Below are 15907 nucleotides of genomic sequence, written 5' to 3'. Positions count from 1 at the left end.
CAAGCACGTCATTCATGGCTAAACGCCCATGGGCCCACTATCGTTCGGTAATAGTGGAAATCATAACTAATTAAGTAACTAAAAAAGAATTTTAAAATGGCGATTCAGTGGTATCCCGGGCACATGCATAAGGCCCAAAAAGAGATAAAAGATGTGCTACCTAGCGTGGATCTGGTCATCGAAGTGCTAGATGCACGGATACCATATTCCAGTGAAAATCCTGCGATTAAACACTTAAGAGGTGAGAAACCTTGCATCAAAGTGCTGAGTAAAACAGATTTGGCTGATCCTGAACTCACCCTTAAATGGCAAGATTATTTAGAGCAAGAAAAAGGCGTTAAAACCTTTCCCACCACCACAGAACAACCGGCCAAAATTAAACAAATAGTTGATTTGTGTCGCAAAATGTTACCCGAAAAAGACGCAGGCATTAAATCTATTAATACCATGATTGTGGGTATTCCTAATGTCGGGAAATCGACACTGATTAATACCTTAGCTGACAGAGTTATTGCGCAAACTGGGAATGTTCCAGCGGTTACTAAAACTCAGCAACGGATTAATTTGGGCAGCGGCATTGTGTTATTTGATACTCCAGGTATTTTGTGGCCCAAAATTGAAAATGAAAACAGTAGTTATCGTTTGGCAGCGTCTGGCGCGATTAAAGATACGGCGATGGATTACGAAGATGTTGGATTTTATGCGGCGGATTACCTGATTAAAGCCTATCCTGAGTTAATGAAAGAGCGATTTGCTTTAGAATCCATACCTGAAACTGAAATTGAATTTTTAGAAGCTGCGGCAAGCAAACGAGGTGCCTTACGTGCAGGAGGGAGGGTTAATTTACATAAAATTTGTGAACTACTGATTAATGAACTTCGTTCCGGTAAATTGGGCCGTATCACCTTAGAAACGCCAGATATGGTGATTAAAGAAGAAAAACTTGTGGCGGAATTAGCAGCTCAAAAAATAGCTGAAAAAGAAGCCAAAAAACAACGTTTCAAGGACGGTTCTGCAACCCCAAATAAGCGTGATGCTAAAGCCATAAAAATGGAGGGAAAAACTAAAAATAAACGACGTAAACGTTGAAGTGGGTAGCCTAATTTTACTGAATATTTAAATGTATAGGTAAAAAAACTATCGCTAAATTGATGTTTCCAAGTAATTAGACGGAACGGGTTATTGCTCTATACTTAATAAGTATTCATTTTGTAGATGATCTTGATGACTGACTTTATTGAGCTAAATACCAAGAAGCTTCTCGAAAACGCCCACATTGGCGTCGTTATCCATCGCTGGGATACTTCCATTATATACGCAAACCCAACGTCATTACGTTTATTAAGATTGAGCTATAAACAAATAATCGGTAAAAGTTCCATCGATCCTCAGTGGCGATTTTTAGATGAGTCAGGCAAAAAACTGCTGATTGAAGATTATCCTGTCAATAAAGTAAAACGAACCCGTGAACGCCTCAAAAACGAGGTGCTTGGTGTGTTAGATAGCTCTGTGGATACTATTAGTTGGTTTTTTATTAACGCCTATTTTGAAGGGGAACCTGGCAGCCCAGAAGCCTTCATTGTGGTGACCTTTACTGATATTTCAGATTCTAAACAATTGTTTTCCTTTAAAGCCATTGTTGAAAACACCCAAGACATGGTAATCGTTACAGACGCGACAGATATTAACTACCCACTTAGTCCCAAAATTATTTACGTCAATAAAGCCTTCGAGAAAATGACCGGTTACAGTAAGGACAGTGTAATTGGTGAAACGCCGAGAATTTTACAAGGCCCTTTAACAGATAAAGAAACTACTAATCGTATTCATCGTGCGCTGAAAAATTGTCAGGAAGTCAGTGAAACCTTATTAAACTATGATGCCAATGGCAGACCCTACTGGGTTGATATGAACATCATTCCCCTCAAAAATAAATATGATGAAGTAACGCATTTTGCTGCCATAGAGCGTGACATTTCAGAGCGTATATTTTATCTCGAGCAATTAAAAAACAAAAACAATGAATTCAAAAAGTTGAAGACGGAACTAGAAAACTTAATTGATGAAAGAACCAAAGAGCTTCGTCAAGCCAATGCTAAACTAGAAAAAATAGCCTACTACGATCCTTTAACCAATATCCCCAATCGACGTTTTTTTATTGATCATGCCCACCGGTTAATTAAGTCGTGTAACAGGCGAGGGGCGTTGGTTGCTTTTGGTTTATTAGATATTGATGATTTTAAGGTGTTTAATGATAGCTTTGGTCATGATGCTGGTGATATTGTCCTAGTTGAGATCGCTAAATTCTTAAATGGTTTCTTTCGAGTAGATGACGCTTTTTGTCGATACGGAGGAGAAGAGTTCGCCTTTGTTGCAGCAATTAAAGAAGCCGATGATGCAACTAGTTTGGCGGATCGCCTGTTGGACGGAATTCGTAACCTTAAAATAGATATTAACGCTACCACGCAGATGTCGGTAACTGTGAGTATGGGGATGCAAGTGTCTATGCCCTCGGAAGAACTTGATTTAGAAAAAGGTTTAAAAGATGCCGACGTCACACTTTATCAATCAAAAGGAGAGGGCAAGAATCAAGTTAAAATCACCTTCGAACATAGATGATAAGTGACATATTTTGCTCCCGCTCCCTTTACCTAAAAATAAGTCACCTTTAAAAAGCCATCTTTAAAAAAGTAAAATGTTGACGCTAAAAATATTTACCTATGAGTGCTAACCCTTAAATGCGCGTATTAGCTTAAAGTGGAATATAAAAATGTTACACATCTGTTTATAATTCAGAGTTAAAAGATTACTATTAAATTATACGCTTGTTGCATTTTTAGGAAGCCTGTGGAAGAGACTATTTTATTTGCTAGACAACCTATTTTTGATAGAAATTGTAAAATGGTCGCCAGTGAGATTCTTTATCGAGGAGATATATTCAACTCTGATAGTGATGCCAAAAATCTGATCGCCACACGCGACCTGCTAGTTAATGTTTGCACTTCAGTTTTCAATAGTAATGTAAACCTAGATCTTCCCATGTTAGTTAACGTTGATATGGATTTTTTAGACTCAGATTATTTTTTCCCTCTACCACCTCATAATCTTATTTTTGAAATATTAGAAACCGTTGAACCTAGTGAAAAAGTGTTAAAAAGAATCGCTGAATTAAGGCGTCTTGGTTACGAATTTGCTTTAGATGACTACATTCTTGAACCCTCTAAATTTCCTTTTTTCAAACATATTAAAATATTAAAAATTGATATCCTTGATATTAATTTCAATAAATTAAAAGCTGTTTTTCCGAAATTAAAAAAAATTGGTTTTCAGTTATTGGCAGAAAAAGTTGAAGACCAAGCAAGTTTTGATGAATGCATGGAATTGGGTTTCGACTTATTCCAAGGTTATTTTTTGGAAAAACCGTCAATAATTACCGGTCAAAAAATTGATGCCAACAAAAATTCAGCATTGCAATTGGTTTCCCAGTTAAGTCGGACAGATATTGAAGCTGCAGAAGTTGCGGAGTTGATATCGCGCGATCCTGTACTCACTGTAAAAATATTAGCTCTTATAAATTGTCCAATTTATCAATTGGTTAGAGAGGTTAAGTCGGTTAAAGATGCGGTTGTTAGGCTTGGCTTAAACGTGGTCAAACAGTGGGCCATGATCTTAACTCTCGCATCAGAGTCGTCACAACCTTCAGAGTTATTTAGAACCTTATTAATCAGAGCTAAAACCTTGGCGTTATTTTCTGATAGCCCAATCACAGGTGGTGTAAAAACTGATTCGTCAGAGAGTTTTCTGGTGGGATTGTTATCTGGCATTGATGCTGTTTTTCAGGTTGAGATTAAAGATATTCTAGATAGTTTAACCCTCAGTGAATCTATTAAATCAGCATTGTTATCCCATGATAATGATCTTGGGAAGTTACTGAAAAATACCATAGGTATTGAACGCTTAGACGATCAGGTATTCGAACGCCTGTCGAAACAGGAACTCGAATTATTTAAAAAGTGCTATTCACAAGCACTGAAATGGACTGACGAAGTGATGACCTATATTGATTAAGTTTTTGTTACTCAACTTTAGTTAGAATCACTACTGAGCCCTGAAAACTCACTAGTTTTTGAAAAGGCGACTTACAGTCTGAAGTCAAATCGTTAAAATCGCAAAGCCAGTGCATCACATAAAAACTTTTGAAAAGGCTGGGCTCTGCCATAGCGTCTAGCGACTTCTTCACATAGATTACCAGCAAATAAGAAATCTTCGGCAAGCGGACATATTGCGATAAAGTCTTTGCGCTTAATTTCTTCGATTAATTTGTGATCAGCATTAAATCCTTTAGGCGGTCGTTTTAACTTCTCACCTGAGAGGGCATAAATTTCGGTAAACGGTGCGTGTTGTATCGCGTCTTCGTATGAATCAGGTTTGAGAGCAATATAGTCACGAATTGATTTCAATGCGTCAGGTTCTGGACGCCAAGTTCCGACCCCTAAAAATACATTGTCCGGCTCGATATGCAGGTAGAAACCTGGGGCGTGGACGTTTTTGCCAATTTCATGGCGGAACTGAATCCCAACGTTGGTTTTGTATGGAGATTTGTCTTTGGAAAAGCGCACATCTCGGTAGGGCCGCATCATAGAGCCACCTACTTTTTTTGGGATGGCTTCGTAATGGGGAGAAATCATTTTAATCCAAGTGTCCATACCCTCAATAAATTCTAGGGTAGGGGTGCGAACCTTATCTTCATACTCTTGTTTATGATCTGCAAACCAATTTTTATCATTGTTATTAGCCAACTGCCTCAGGAAAGTCATCAAGCTTGGGTCGAAATGGGTAAACATACGATAACTTCCTAATATTTGCGTCTTTGAATACCTGTTTCAGCTAAAATTTTAGCTGACATCTCTTCTATGGAAAACTTGGTGCTGTTCAAAAATGGGATTTTTTCTTTACGATATAGATTTTCAACTTCTCTCAATTCCATTCGACACTGCTTCATTGACGCATAACGGCTATTGGCCCTTCTTTCAGAGCGTATTGAATGCAATCTTTCCGGTGCAATGGTTAATCCAAATAGCTTATCTTTAAAGCGCCTTAGTGCTGGGGGGAGTTTTAAAATATCGCCCATATCTTCTTCAGTGAAAGGGTAATTTGCTGCTTTAATACCAAATTGCAGAGCTAAATATAAACTGGTTGGAGTTTTACCCGAACGAGATACACCACACAAAATAATATCCGCTTCGTTATAGTCTTTAACATTAGAACCGTCATCATTTGCAAGGGCATAATTAACCGCATCAATTCTGTTGTCGTAAGTTTTTTCATGGATGCTGTGGGTACGATGTTTTTCCGGCATCGAAGGGACGCCTAATGCTTTTTCCAGAGGCGCAACAAATTGGTCAAGAAAGTTATAATTAATGCCTACTGACTTAGCGACCATTTTTCTAACTTCGGTATTCACGATGGTATAAAATACTAAAGGACGCAAACCAGTCTCTTTGAATTCCTCTGAAATTTTATTTAAGACTTTTTGGGCTTGTTGTTCAGTTTCTACGAATGGTTCTGTGTAATGTTTAAATTCGACGGTAAAAAGTGACAGCAATGCATGCCCAAACACTTCCGCAGTAATGGCTGTGCCATCAGATATGTAAAAAGCTGATCTCACTACAATTCCTTAACAATGTTGTAATTTTATTACAGAAAAAAATTAAATTTTACTTTCTTCTTTACACCATTCTAAAATCCCTGACGCAAAAAGCCAGAAGGTGAACAAAATAAATTCATAAGCACCATTCTGACAACTTTATTGCATTAAAACTTATTTCGTTTGCGCCTTAGCAATCGGGCCCAGGACAAAAAAACTTTGAGGTGTTAGCAGTGCAAGAATATGTACTTTGGTATGAGCAGTTGGGAATGAATGATGTTAATCGCGTTGGCGGTAAAAACGCATCATTGGGTGAAATGATTTCAAACCTGTCTAATGCAGGTGTTCAAGTTCCGGGGGGCTTTGCTACAACCGCATACGCATTTAACGAATTTTTAGAACAAAGTGGACTCGAAGAGCGTATCCATGACGTGCTGAATAGTTTAGATGTTGACGATGTTGAAGCACTAGCTAAAGCCGGTGAAAATATTCGTAACTGGGTGATTGAAACCCCGTTTTTGCCAAAACTTGAAGAAGAAATTAAAACCGCATTTGAAAAGCTACAGGGTGACGCTGGTGATGAAGCTTCATTTGCTGTGCGTTCTTCAGCCACTGCTGAAGATATGCCAGATGCTTCTTTTGCTGGTCAGCAAGAGACTTTTTTGAATGTAAAAGGTTATGACTCTGTGCTTGTAGCCATTAAGCATGTTTTTGCATCATTGTTTAATGACCGAGCTATTTCTTATCGTGTTCACCAAGGTTATGACCACAAGGGCGTTGCATTGTCTGCTGGGATACAGCGGATGGTTAGAAGTGACGTGAGTTCTTCTGGTGTTATGTTCACCATCGATACTGAATCAGGTTTTGAAGACGTGGTATTTATTACTTCTTCTTATGGTTTGGGTGAAATGGTTGTTCAAGGTGCTGTAAACCCTGATGAGTTTTACGTACACAAGCCTACCCTAGACAAAGGCTTGCCAGCTATTGTCCGTCGCAACATGGGCAGCAAATTAATCAAAATGATCTACTCTCCAGATTTGGCCCATGGTAAACAAGTCGAAATTGTGGATGTCGACAAATCTCAAAGTTTAGAATTTTCTATTACTGACCAAGAAGTAATGGAATTGGCCAAACAAGCGCAAATTATTGAAAAGCACTATAAGCGTCCTATGGACATCGAATGGGCTAAAGATGGTACTGACGGTAAACTGTATATCGTTCAAGCCCGTCCTGAAACAGTGCGTTCGCGAGAAGACATTCAAGTTATTGAAAACTTCCAATTAAAAGGCAAAGCGAAAATTGTCACCGAAGGTCGTGCAATCGGTCATAAAATTGGTGCAGGTGAAGCCAAAGTACTTAGTTCAATTGATGAAATGGGTAAAATTCAGCCAGGCGATGTACTAGTAACAGATATGACGGATCCCGATTGGGAGCCGATTATGAAAAAGGCCTCAGCAATCGTAACGAATCGCGGTGGTAGAACTTGTCATGCGGCTATCATCGCCCGTGAATTAGGTATACCAGCTGTTGTAGGTTGCGGAAATGCAACTGACTCAATCGAAACTGGCGATAAAATTACAGTATCTTGCGCCGAAGGTGATACTGGTTATGTTTATGATGCTGAACTTGAATTTGATGTAGTGACATCTCGAATCGATTCAATGCCTGATATTCCACTCAAAGTTATGATGAATGTGGGTAATCCAGACCGAGCTTTTGATTTCGCTAGATTACCTCACAAAGGGGTTGGCCTAGCTCGTCTAGAGTTCATTATCAACCGCATGATTGGTGTGCATCCAAAAGCCCTTTTGGACTTTGATAACCAGCCAGAAGAGTTGAAAGAAGAAATTTCGGAAATGATGGCCGGTTATGAATCGCCAGTAGAGTTTTATATTCAAAAATTGGTTGAAGGTGTGTCTACCATTGCCGCAGCTTTCTCTCCTGAGAAAGTTATCGTGCGTATGTCAGATTTTAAATCAAATGAGTACTTCAACTTGGTTGGCGGTTATCAGTATGAACCTGATGAAGAAAACCCAATGCTTGGTTTCCGCGGTGCAAGCCGTTACATCTCTGAAGAGTTCCGCGATTGTTTCGCGCTAGAGTGTGAAGCAATTAAGCGCGTTCGTAACACCATGGGTCTTACCAATGTGGAAGTGATGATCCCATTTGTTCGCACCGTAGGTGAAGGTAAAAAAGTAATCGAGTTATTAGCTGAACAAGGTTTGGTGCAAGGTGAAAATGGTTTACGCGTGATTATGATGTGTGAATTACCTTCAAATGCATTGCTTGCCGATCAATTCTTAGACATCTTTGATGGATTCTCAATTGGTTCGAATGACTTAACTCAATTAACCCTTGGATTGGATCGTGACTCTGGCGTAATTGCGCATTTGTTCGACGAACGGGATGAAGCGGTGAAAATTCTATTGAGTATGGCAATCAAAGCGGCCAAAAAACGTGGTAAATACGTGGGTATTTGTGGCCAAGGTCCTTCAGACCATGAAGACCTTGCAGCTTGGTTGGTGGAACAAGGAATCGATAGTGTTTCTTTGAATCCTGATACCGTAGTTGAAACTTGGTTATACCTAGGCGAAAAAAACGCGTAATAGTTTATCGTCATTAAACTAATTTATAGTTAAAACAACAAAGGCAGGTTCATCCTGCCTTTTTTTGTATTTAAATTGCGCTTAGTTATCTAACGATACTTTCGGTTAAGCAGGTATCTGTCTAATCGTCGAGCAGTGACACTCATAGAGTTTTGACATTTTTGCAAGCATTTCCGAGCCAGTGGTATGTCGTAACTCAAGAGCATTAACCCGCTGATCAAAAATAGAATTGAACCTGGTAAGATCGCGAAAACAATCCCCACAGCGGATAGCACTGCGCCTATCGTAATTCGAATTGCCTTTTTCATATGCTTCTCTTTTATCCGTTGCTACTGACGTTATTGAGTTATGGCATAACCCACTGCATTTCTGTTGTGCGTAAAAAACCACAGATTAGGATCACAGTGTAGTGTTTAATTCGATTTAAATGTGTTTCGGCTTGTAACAAGTTGTGTTGAATTATTTCCAACTCATAGGTTCTAGCTCATATTGCTCACAGATGACGGCGCATGATGAATATTTTTGGATTTGCCATGGCGTTTTGAAATGCACTTTTTCATCACTTGCCAATAATTGTTTGCTACACAATCGAAACCGTCGTACATGCCTTTTTGTTTGAATAACTGATGGGCCTTTTTCAAATTTTGTGCTGGTATTTTTTGATGGATATGATGTTCCAAGTGATAATTCACATCATTCGGACAAATTAATAAAGCGACAATTGGATTTGCCAATGTGGTACGGGTGTTTAAGCGTGGATCTAATGCGTCTATATCGGTAACTGCGCCGTGTTCGCCGATGATCCTAATTCTGCTCAGAGCAGGATATATGAATAGGTAACCTACCCAAAACGCAGCGTATGCCCATAGTACGTCAAAAAATATCAAACTAGCGATGAAAATCCCATGAACAACGATGTTGGGTAAGCGTTTTTGCCAAGTAGATACTTTAATCTGGTAGACAATTTCTTTGAATCCATTCACTCCGCTAAAATCTCGGAGAAGCTTACGGGCCATACTGGCGGGCGTTGCAGGATAGTTTGCAACAAATATTTTGTCTGGATCTTTACCTGTGCCTGCATAACGATGGTGTTGTGCATGACCGTTTTTAAAGGCTTGATAATCAACCAGTACTAAACCACCAAGTAGCCAACGGCCGACGTAGTGGTTAAGGCTGGGAGTGCGAAATAAAGTGTTATGTCCAGCGTCGTGATTAAGGATAGCGATACCCAAAATTCGCCCTCCGATAATCCAACTGCAACAAATAAATGTGTACCAATATGGAAAGCTCAGCAAAACTATTATTGCAATGGAAATCAATGCATAGTTTATAAAAACACGATACCATCCCACCAAATCAGAAGTTTGGCATAGGGCTTTCAATTCGTCAGAAGAAATATAATCTGATAGTTTTAGCAAAGTCTTAAATCCAAGTAGAGAGACCTTTTATAGGTATAACAAAAAATAGGGATATTGCAAATTATTTGTTATGAAGTTAAATTATCAAGTTGCTATTGAACGACTCGCTGCAGACAGCGCAGATAAAAAAGTTTTAGAATTATTAAGTGCCATCAAGGGATTTCAAATATCTGAGCTTACAAGCCTATCGGCAAAACAATTGCTGGTGATTGCCGATAAGCTAGAGATAAGTGAAGCATCCTTGCGTATGGCCTTATCTCGACAAACTAAACAAGGTAAGTTAATCCGCGAAAACGGTAAATATTCACTGGCAAAAAGTCGAAAACCTTTTGTACTGCCTCGATTCTGGTTAGATATGCAGCAGCGCAGCGCGAATTGGGATGGTGAATGGCTGTTGGTGAATCAACTGCAGCATAAGTTTAGCCCAACGATAATGCGGCGGTTAAACAATAAAGCTGATTTGCTTGGTTTTAAATCCTTTCCATCCTTGGGGTGGTTGAGACCTAATAACCTAATAGATTTAAGAGAAGAAACACTTTTTCACTTTCATTCGGTTGTTGAGGAGCCTCAATTTTTAACCTGCTGTTTGACCGATATCGATGAAGCATCTATTGGTTTATTCACGCAAAGTTGGCCGTTGGATAAATTAAATCAGTTTTATCATAAAGCTTACGAATTGATTTTCAGTGAAAGTGAATTGTTGGAAACGTTATCAGATAAAGATATTCTCATTCGTAGCTTTGCTATAGGGCGTTTAGTTGTCGAATACTTATCCAAAGATCCTTGGTTACCGGAAGATTTAATTGACTTGCCAGCACGAACTAGGCTTTTCGAGCAAACTGTTGAATACTATCAGAAAATTACGCCATTATGGTTAAACGTAATGATCCAAGAGTGAAACCGTTAGAATTTTTAGTGCCATAGAAATCAAATAGATAGTTGAATGGCTATGATAAATTTAGCATATAAATTATATTCAATGAATGTAGGTAAAGAACTAGGCATAACGCTATAATATGCCCATCTTATTTGGACGTTTAAAACAGTGACAATGTTACCGAGTATTGATCCTCAATCCGCTTTAGAAAATCACTATCAAATGTATTTGGAAGATTTAAAGTCTTCTGGCTTTACTGGTGATATTGAATACAGTTACGCTAGCCGTCTGGCTGTTGCCACTGATAACTCTATTTATCAAAAATTACCTCAAGCTGTTGTGTTTCCTAAAACGACAGCCGATCTGACCCTGATTGGTAAAACTTCAAATCAATACGATGGCGTCAAATTTAGCGCTAGGGGAGGCGGCACTGGGACTAATGGTCAGTCTCTCACAAGTGGCATTATTGTCGATGTTTCCCGGCACATGAATCAGATACTTGAAATCAATGCGCAGCAAAGTTGGGTTAGGGTGCAAGCTGGGGTAGTGAAAGATCAGTTAAATGATGCGCTCCGTCCCCTGGGCTTTTTCTTTGCGCCTGATTTGTCCACTAGTAACCGCGCCACTATTGGCGGGATGATTAGCACTGATGCATCAGGGCAAGGATCTTTAGTATATGGGAAAACCAGTGATCATGTGCTTGGGCTAACATCGGTACTGGTTGATGGTACGGTTTTAGAAACGGCACCAACGGCAATCGAAAATGTCAAAAATGACCCATCTCAACCGAGCCGTTTAACGAGTATCACATCACAATTAATTGCTACTTGCGTTGATAAACGTCAGCAAATTCTGGCTAAATTTCCGCGAATGAATCGCTTTTTGACGGGATACGATCTTGAACACACTGTATCCGATGATTTAACTCAGTTGGATATCAGCCGTGTTATAACCGGCTCTGAGGGATCCTTAGTCTTTGTGGCTGAGGCAAAACTGAATATTACCCCTATTGCTAAATGCAAAGCCTTGGTTAATATCAAATACGATTCATTTGAATCGGCTTTGCGTCATGCTCCTCATATGGTTGCCGCAAATGCGACTTCGGTGGAAACGGTCGATAGCAAAGTACTCAATTTGGCGAAACAAGATATTGTTTGGCACTCTGTTAAAGATCTTATTCAAGATGTGCCCGGCAAAGAAGTGCTCGGATTAAATATGGTCGAGTACAACAGCGAAGATAAAGCCGAAATAGAAGCTAAAATAGCGCAGCTAAGTGAAACCTTAGACAATGCTCAAAAACATGGATTAGACGGCATAATTGGTTATCAATTAACCTATGATGTGGCCGATATTAATCGCATTTATGCAATGCGTAAAAAGTCTGTCGGTTTGTTGGGGAAAGCGGATGGCTGGAAAAAACCCATTCCATTCACTGAAGATACAGCGGTACCACCGGAAAATTTAGCTGATTTTATTATGGAGTTCAGAGCTCTTTTAGATAGCAAAGGACTTGCTTATGGCATGTTTGGTCATGTTGATGCGGGTGTACTGCATGTGCGGCCAGCCCTTGATATGTGCGATCCTAATCAACAGCAAATCATGCAAGAAATTTCTGATGAAGTAGTCGCTTTAGTCTCTAAATATGGCGGTTTGATGTGGGGCGAGCATGGTAAGGGCTACCGCAGTGAATATGGCCCTGAATTTTTTGGTGAAGAGCTTTTTCTAGAGTTACGTAAAATTAAAAGTGTATTTGATCCCTTGAATAAGATGAATCCGGGGAAAATTTGCACGCCTATCGATTCCACTGAAGAACTGGTTAAAGTCTCCGATTTGAAAAGGGGAGACTTAGACAGCCAAATACCTATTGCGGTTCGCGACTCGTTTGAGGTGGCAATGAGCTGTAATGGCAATGCGCTTTGTTATAACTACGACACCAAATCAACCATGTGTCCTTCCAGTAAAATCACTCGTGATCGCCGTCATACGCCTAAAGGTCGCGCAGGCATGATCAGAGAATGGTTACGCTTGCTTAGTCAAAATAACGTTAACGTGATTGAATTAGAAAAAGGCGAAGAAACGCCATCTTGGTTTGAACGTCTACAAAATACTCGCTACAAATCGAAAAACACCGACTTTTCACACGAAGTATTAGAGGTGATGGAAGGTTGTCTAGCCTGTAAAGCCTGTGCCAGCCAATGTCCGGTGAATGTTGATGTGCCGTCTTTCCGTTCACGATTTTTAGCCATGTATTATCAGCGCTACTTGCGGCCGGCTAAAGATGTGTTAACTGCGAACATTGAATCTATGGCTCCATGGATGGCAAAAGCGCCTGCAATGATTAACTTTTTCCAGCGTCAACCTTTGCTCAAAGAAGCAATCAAACGATATATAGGTTACGTTGATGCGCCATTATTGTCTGAGCCTTCGCTGGATAAGCGACTTGAACAAAATCAAATCATGCCCTTCGATTTACAGGCTCTATCCGCATTAGATGAGGAACAAAAATTAAAAACAGTGTTGATAGTACAAGACCCTTTCACTAGCTTTTATGAAGCTGAAGTGGTGGATGAGTTGATTCAATTATTGCAAAAACTGCATTTTAATCCTGTTATTTTGCCGTTTAAGCCGAATGGGAAACCTCAGCATGTGAAAGGCTTTTTAGCTAAATTTGCTAAAACAGCGCAAAACACAGCAGATTTTTTAAATCAGGTTTGTGAACTGAATTTACCTATGATCGGTATCGATGGTTCTTTAGTACTATGTTATCGAGATGAATATCGTCGTATTCTAGGCAACCAACGCGGTAATTTTCAGGTTCAACTAGTGAACGAATGGCTTGCTAGTCAGTCTTTAGAAAGAGAGCTACTAGAAAGAATGCAAGTTCGTAACCCAGATGGTCTTGAATTTAAGCTCATTTCTCACTGTACCGAAAAAACCAGTATTGCCGGTAACGATGAGCAATGGCGCACAATATTCTCTTGGTTCGGTTTAGAGTTAACATCGATTGCCACTGGGTGCTGTGGGATGGCAGGCTCTTTTGGTCATGAGTTAATTCATCAACAAGAATCAAAAGGAATTTATGATTTAAGCTGGAAGCAAGCTGTAGATTCAGTTCCTCAGCAAACGCTTTTGGCAACAGGATATTCATGCCGTACTCAGGTGAACAGATACGAAGGTTTCAAGCCTAAGCATCCAGTACAGGCTCTGTTAGCAGTATTACAGAAATAATAATCGATAAGGATAGTTATGACACAACCTCAGGCCATGAGTCAGGAGCAAATGACTCAGTGGGTGCGTTCGCAGTTTCAGCGAGCCAATAAACATTTAGCAGAAAATGGTGTTATTTTTGATTCGGTGGTGACCGAAGAATGTCGTTACCTAGCACCTTATGTAGCAGTTTGGAAAATCAAAGCACTAGACAAGAAATTTTATTGGGTAATCAGTGGCGATCTACCTTGTGATTTTATGCCATATGAAAGTGAAAAAAACGCGAGAGATGTGCTTCGTCGATTTTCTTTTCAATGGCAATTGAAAGCACAAGATATTGAAGAAAGCGGAAATATTGATAAAACCCAAAAACAGTTTGCAGAGATGTTAGTTACCCGAGCGGAAGGCTTGTATGCTTTGTATAATCAAGAAGATTTGTGGAAAGAAATCAAGGGCGGCAAAGCATAGATTTTCAATCAAAAGCTATGCAAAATAAAACAGCACCTTAGGTGCTGTTTTAATGTGTCAAATCCACTCTGTTGAGTGAAAATTCTGCTGTGGAACATGCCATTTTTTGTCTGGCTATTCCTGCGTCCATATAGACTGGACCGACTGGGTTGAATCCCTGGTTTTGATAATATTCTACACCTTCCAAATCACACTGAACGTATACTTGTTGCAAACCTAGACGATGTGCATTCTCTAGTAGTGCAGCAAACAGTATGCGGTAGACTTCAGGTCCACGAAATTTTGGAACAACTGCTACGCGGCCAATTTCCCCTCTGGTGGTTAATCTGCCTGTCGCGATTTCTTGTTTTTCATTGTCTAGCACAAGTACATGGGTTGCATGCACATCTTGCTGATCAAATTCGCATTCTCGAGGAATGCGCCACTCGTAAACAAATACCTTTTCTCTTAACCTACTAAGCGTATGTTTTGCTTTTTCCCAGTCAACGTTTTGTACCGTCAACGTCACTAAAGCGCTCCTTAAAGTATCTTAAATATCAGGGAACCACCCCCCTGCATTAACGAGTTTAGCCAAGATTTGGTTAAAAATTAAGCCGTCAGCGTAATTAATTTTCGTTTGTTTATCTAAAACGCTGGAATTGAGCATTTTAAAAAGCATACTTTCATGTTCAGATTCAACGTTAATTCTGTGTTGATTTATCCATGTAACCATTTGATATTTATTGTTTAATCTTACTTTCTGCTGGATTATTTTGGTGTCCAGTTTGCGCTCAAAGCTTACTCCTGAGTCGAGTAAATTAACAATTTCATTAAGTGAATAATTTTCTGTTAAATCAGCCTCATACATATCTACATCTTTGGTTTCGGTGAAGTAGGTAGCGATAAAATCATCAAAATGTACAGAATTGATCATTTGGTTAAACATATTTTTTAGTTTTTCAATTTCTGACGGCTTAATTTCAAAACGCGAATCTCTTAAGGTTAAGTCTGGATCGCTATAGCGAAGGTTAAATAAATTCTTGGCTTGGGCATAATCGACAAAACCGTCAAGCAATTCTCTTTGTGTCGGCGCACGAAAGCCTACTGAATAATTTAAACAGGATGTTATTGCTACGCCATTATGTGGAAAGCCGGGAGGGATATAAATTAGGTCACCTGGTTCAAGCACTTCATCAATAATGGGGTCAAAGCCGGTTATTTGTTTTAAGTTTTTAGCGGGTTGTATGGAGTCATGGTGCTTATTTGCGCCAACTTGCCATCTTCTAGAGCCACGTCCTTGAATAATAAATACGTCATATTGATCAACATGAGGGCCAACACCTCCATTGGCTTCTGAATAACTGACCATTAGATCATCGACCCGCCAATTAGGAATAAAGTCAAAACTATCTAACAACATTTTTGCCTCGGGGATATAGTGGTCGACAGACTGCACTAACAAAGACCAATCACCTATGCAATAAGGGGTAAAGTCTGAAAATGGGCCAGGGGAGTTGGACCATTTTCCCTGTTTTTTAGAAATGATACGAGAATCTACTTCCTCTTCTTGAGCAAGGCCTGCCAGTTCATGTTCGTCTAGAGGATCAACAAAGTCAGAAAAAGCCTTACGAATGACAAGCGGTTTTTTCTGCCAATATTCGGTCAGAAAATGTTGTTTATTGGGAATGTTTAATTTGTACATTAA

General features: G+C 39.5%; 12 protein-coding genes. 7 read left to right on the top strand and 5 right to left on the bottom strand.

Features of this window, described 5'->3' with window-relative positions; all coding sequences use genetic code 11:
- Positions 1–96: 96 nt before the first annotated feature.
- From ylqF to VUI23_RS12215, 3 genes are all read left to right on the top strand, one after another.
- Entirely contained in the window at positions 97–1089 is a 993-nt protein-coding gene (gene ylqF, locus VUI23_RS12225; protein ID WP_342804537.1) for a ribosome biogenesis GTPase YlqF, read from the top strand.
- A gap of 135 nt (positions 1090–1224) precedes the next feature.
- Positions 1225–2619 (top strand): diguanylate cyclase, encoded by a 1395-nt coding sequence (locus VUI23_RS12220; RefSeq protein ID WP_342804536.1) that lies wholly within the window; start codon positions 1225–1227, stop codon positions 2617–2619.
- A gap of 228 nt (positions 2620–2847) precedes the next feature.
- Positions 2848–4068 carry an HDOD domain-containing protein gene (locus tag VUI23_RS12215; RefSeq protein WP_303500795.1) on the top strand — a complete coding sequence of 407 codons (1221 nt, stop codon included), beginning with the start codon at positions 2848–2850 and terminating at the stop codon, positions 4066–4068.
- Positions 4069–4160: 92 nt separating this feature from the next.
- Here the strand turns inward: VUI23_RS12215 and VUI23_RS12210 are convergent, their stop codons facing one another.
- Both VUI23_RS12210 and VUI23_RS12205 read right to left on the bottom strand, forming a co-directional pair.
- Positions 4161–4844, bottom strand: a complete 684-nt coding sequence (locus VUI23_RS12210) for a DUF2461 domain-containing protein (RefSeq protein ID WP_216048512.1) — start codon at positions 4842–4844, stop codon at positions 4161–4163.
- 11 nt (positions 4845–4855) lie between these two features.
- Complete coding sequence (locus VUI23_RS12205) at positions 4856–5668, bottom strand: pyruvate, water dikinase regulatory protein (RefSeq protein WP_216048513.1); 813 nt, start codon at positions 5666–5668, stop codon at positions 4856–4858.
- 212 nt (positions 5669–5880) lie between these two features.
- On the opposite strand from VUI23_RS12205, the gene ppsA reads away from it, so the two are divergent.
- A complete protein-coding gene (gene ppsA, locus VUI23_RS12200; protein WP_342804535.1) occupies positions 5881–8253 on the top strand; it encodes a phosphoenolpyruvate synthase in 2373 nt (790 codons plus the stop codon).
- Between the two features lie 479 nt (positions 8254–8732).
- Here the strand turns inward: ppsA and VUI23_RS12195 are convergent, their stop codons facing one another.
- Positions 8733–9671 (bottom strand): fatty acid desaturase family protein, encoded by a 939-nt coding sequence (locus VUI23_RS12195; protein ID WP_342804534.1) that lies wholly within the window; start codon positions 9669–9671, stop codon positions 8733–8735.
- Positions 9672–9741: 70 nt separating this feature from the next.
- On the opposite strand from VUI23_RS12195, the gene VUI23_RS12190 reads away from it, so the two are divergent.
- From VUI23_RS12190 to VUI23_RS12180, 3 genes are all read left to right on the top strand, one after another.
- The gene (locus VUI23_RS12190) at positions 9742–10569 is read left to right on the top strand and encodes a hypothetical protein (RefSeq protein ID WP_342804533.1); all 828 of its coding nucleotides are present in this window, start codon (positions 9742–9744) and stop codon (positions 10567–10569) included.
- A 153-nt stretch (positions 10570–10722) separates the two neighbouring features.
- A complete protein-coding gene (locus tag VUI23_RS12185) occupies positions 10723–13776 on the top strand; it encodes an FAD-binding and (Fe-S)-binding domain-containing protein (RefSeq protein ID WP_342808280.1) in 3054 nt (1017 codons plus the stop codon).
- Between the two features lie 18 nt (positions 13777–13794).
- Entirely contained in the window at positions 13795–14223 is a 429-nt protein-coding gene (locus tag VUI23_RS12180) for a DUF4826 family protein (RefSeq protein ID WP_216048518.1), read from the top strand.
- Between the two features lie 49 nt (positions 14224–14272).
- Here the strand turns inward: VUI23_RS12180 and VUI23_RS12175 are convergent, their stop codons facing one another.
- Positions 14273–14731, bottom strand: coding sequence for a GNAT family N-acetyltransferase (locus VUI23_RS12175; RefSeq protein WP_342804532.1), 459 nt, complete (start codon positions 14729–14731; stop codon positions 14273–14275).
- A gap of 21 nt (positions 14732–14752) precedes the next feature.
- Complete coding sequence (locus VUI23_RS12170) at positions 14753–15904, bottom strand: cupin domain-containing protein (protein WP_303500791.1); 1152 nt, start codon at positions 15902–15904, stop codon at positions 14753–14755.
- Positions 15905–15907 lie beyond the last annotated feature (3 nt).

It is taken from the genome of Alteromonas sp. M12 (assembly GCF_037478005.1).
GTDB classification, from domain to species: Bacteria; Pseudomonadota; Gammaproteobacteria; order Enterobacterales; family Alteromonadaceae; genus Aliiglaciecola; species Aliiglaciecola lipolytica_A.
This window is presented reverse-complemented; position numbering and strand designations above follow the sequence as displayed.

Excerpts from the sequence above, each read along its gene's own strand:
- ylqF (WP_342804537.1), top strand. The coding sequence starts at position 97 with ATGGCGATTCAGTGGTATCCCGGGCACATGCATAAGGCCCAAAAAGAG.
- VUI23_RS12220 (WP_342804536.1), top strand. The coding sequence starts at position 1,225 with ATGACTGACTTTATTGAGCTAAATACCAAGAAGCTTCTCGAAAACGCC.
- VUI23_RS12210 (WP_216048512.1), bottom strand. The coding sequence starts at position 4,844 with ATGTTTACCCATTTCGACCCAAGCTTGATGACTTTCCTGAGGCAGTTG.
- VUI23_RS12190 (WP_342804533.1), top strand. The coding sequence starts at position 9,742 with ATGAAGTTAAATTATCAAGTTGCTATTGAACGACTCGCTGCAGACAGC.
- VUI23_RS12185 (WP_342808280.1), top strand. The coding sequence starts at position 10,723 with ATGTTACCGAGTATTGATCCTCAATCCGCTTTAGAAAATCACTATCAA.
- VUI23_RS12180 (WP_216048518.1), top strand. The coding sequence starts at position 13,795 with ATGACACAACCTCAGGCCATGAGTCAGGAGCAAATGACTCAGTGGGTG.
- VUI23_RS12170 (WP_303500791.1), bottom strand. The coding sequence starts at position 15,904 with ATGTACAAATTAAACATTCCCAATAAACAACATTTTCTGACCGAATAT.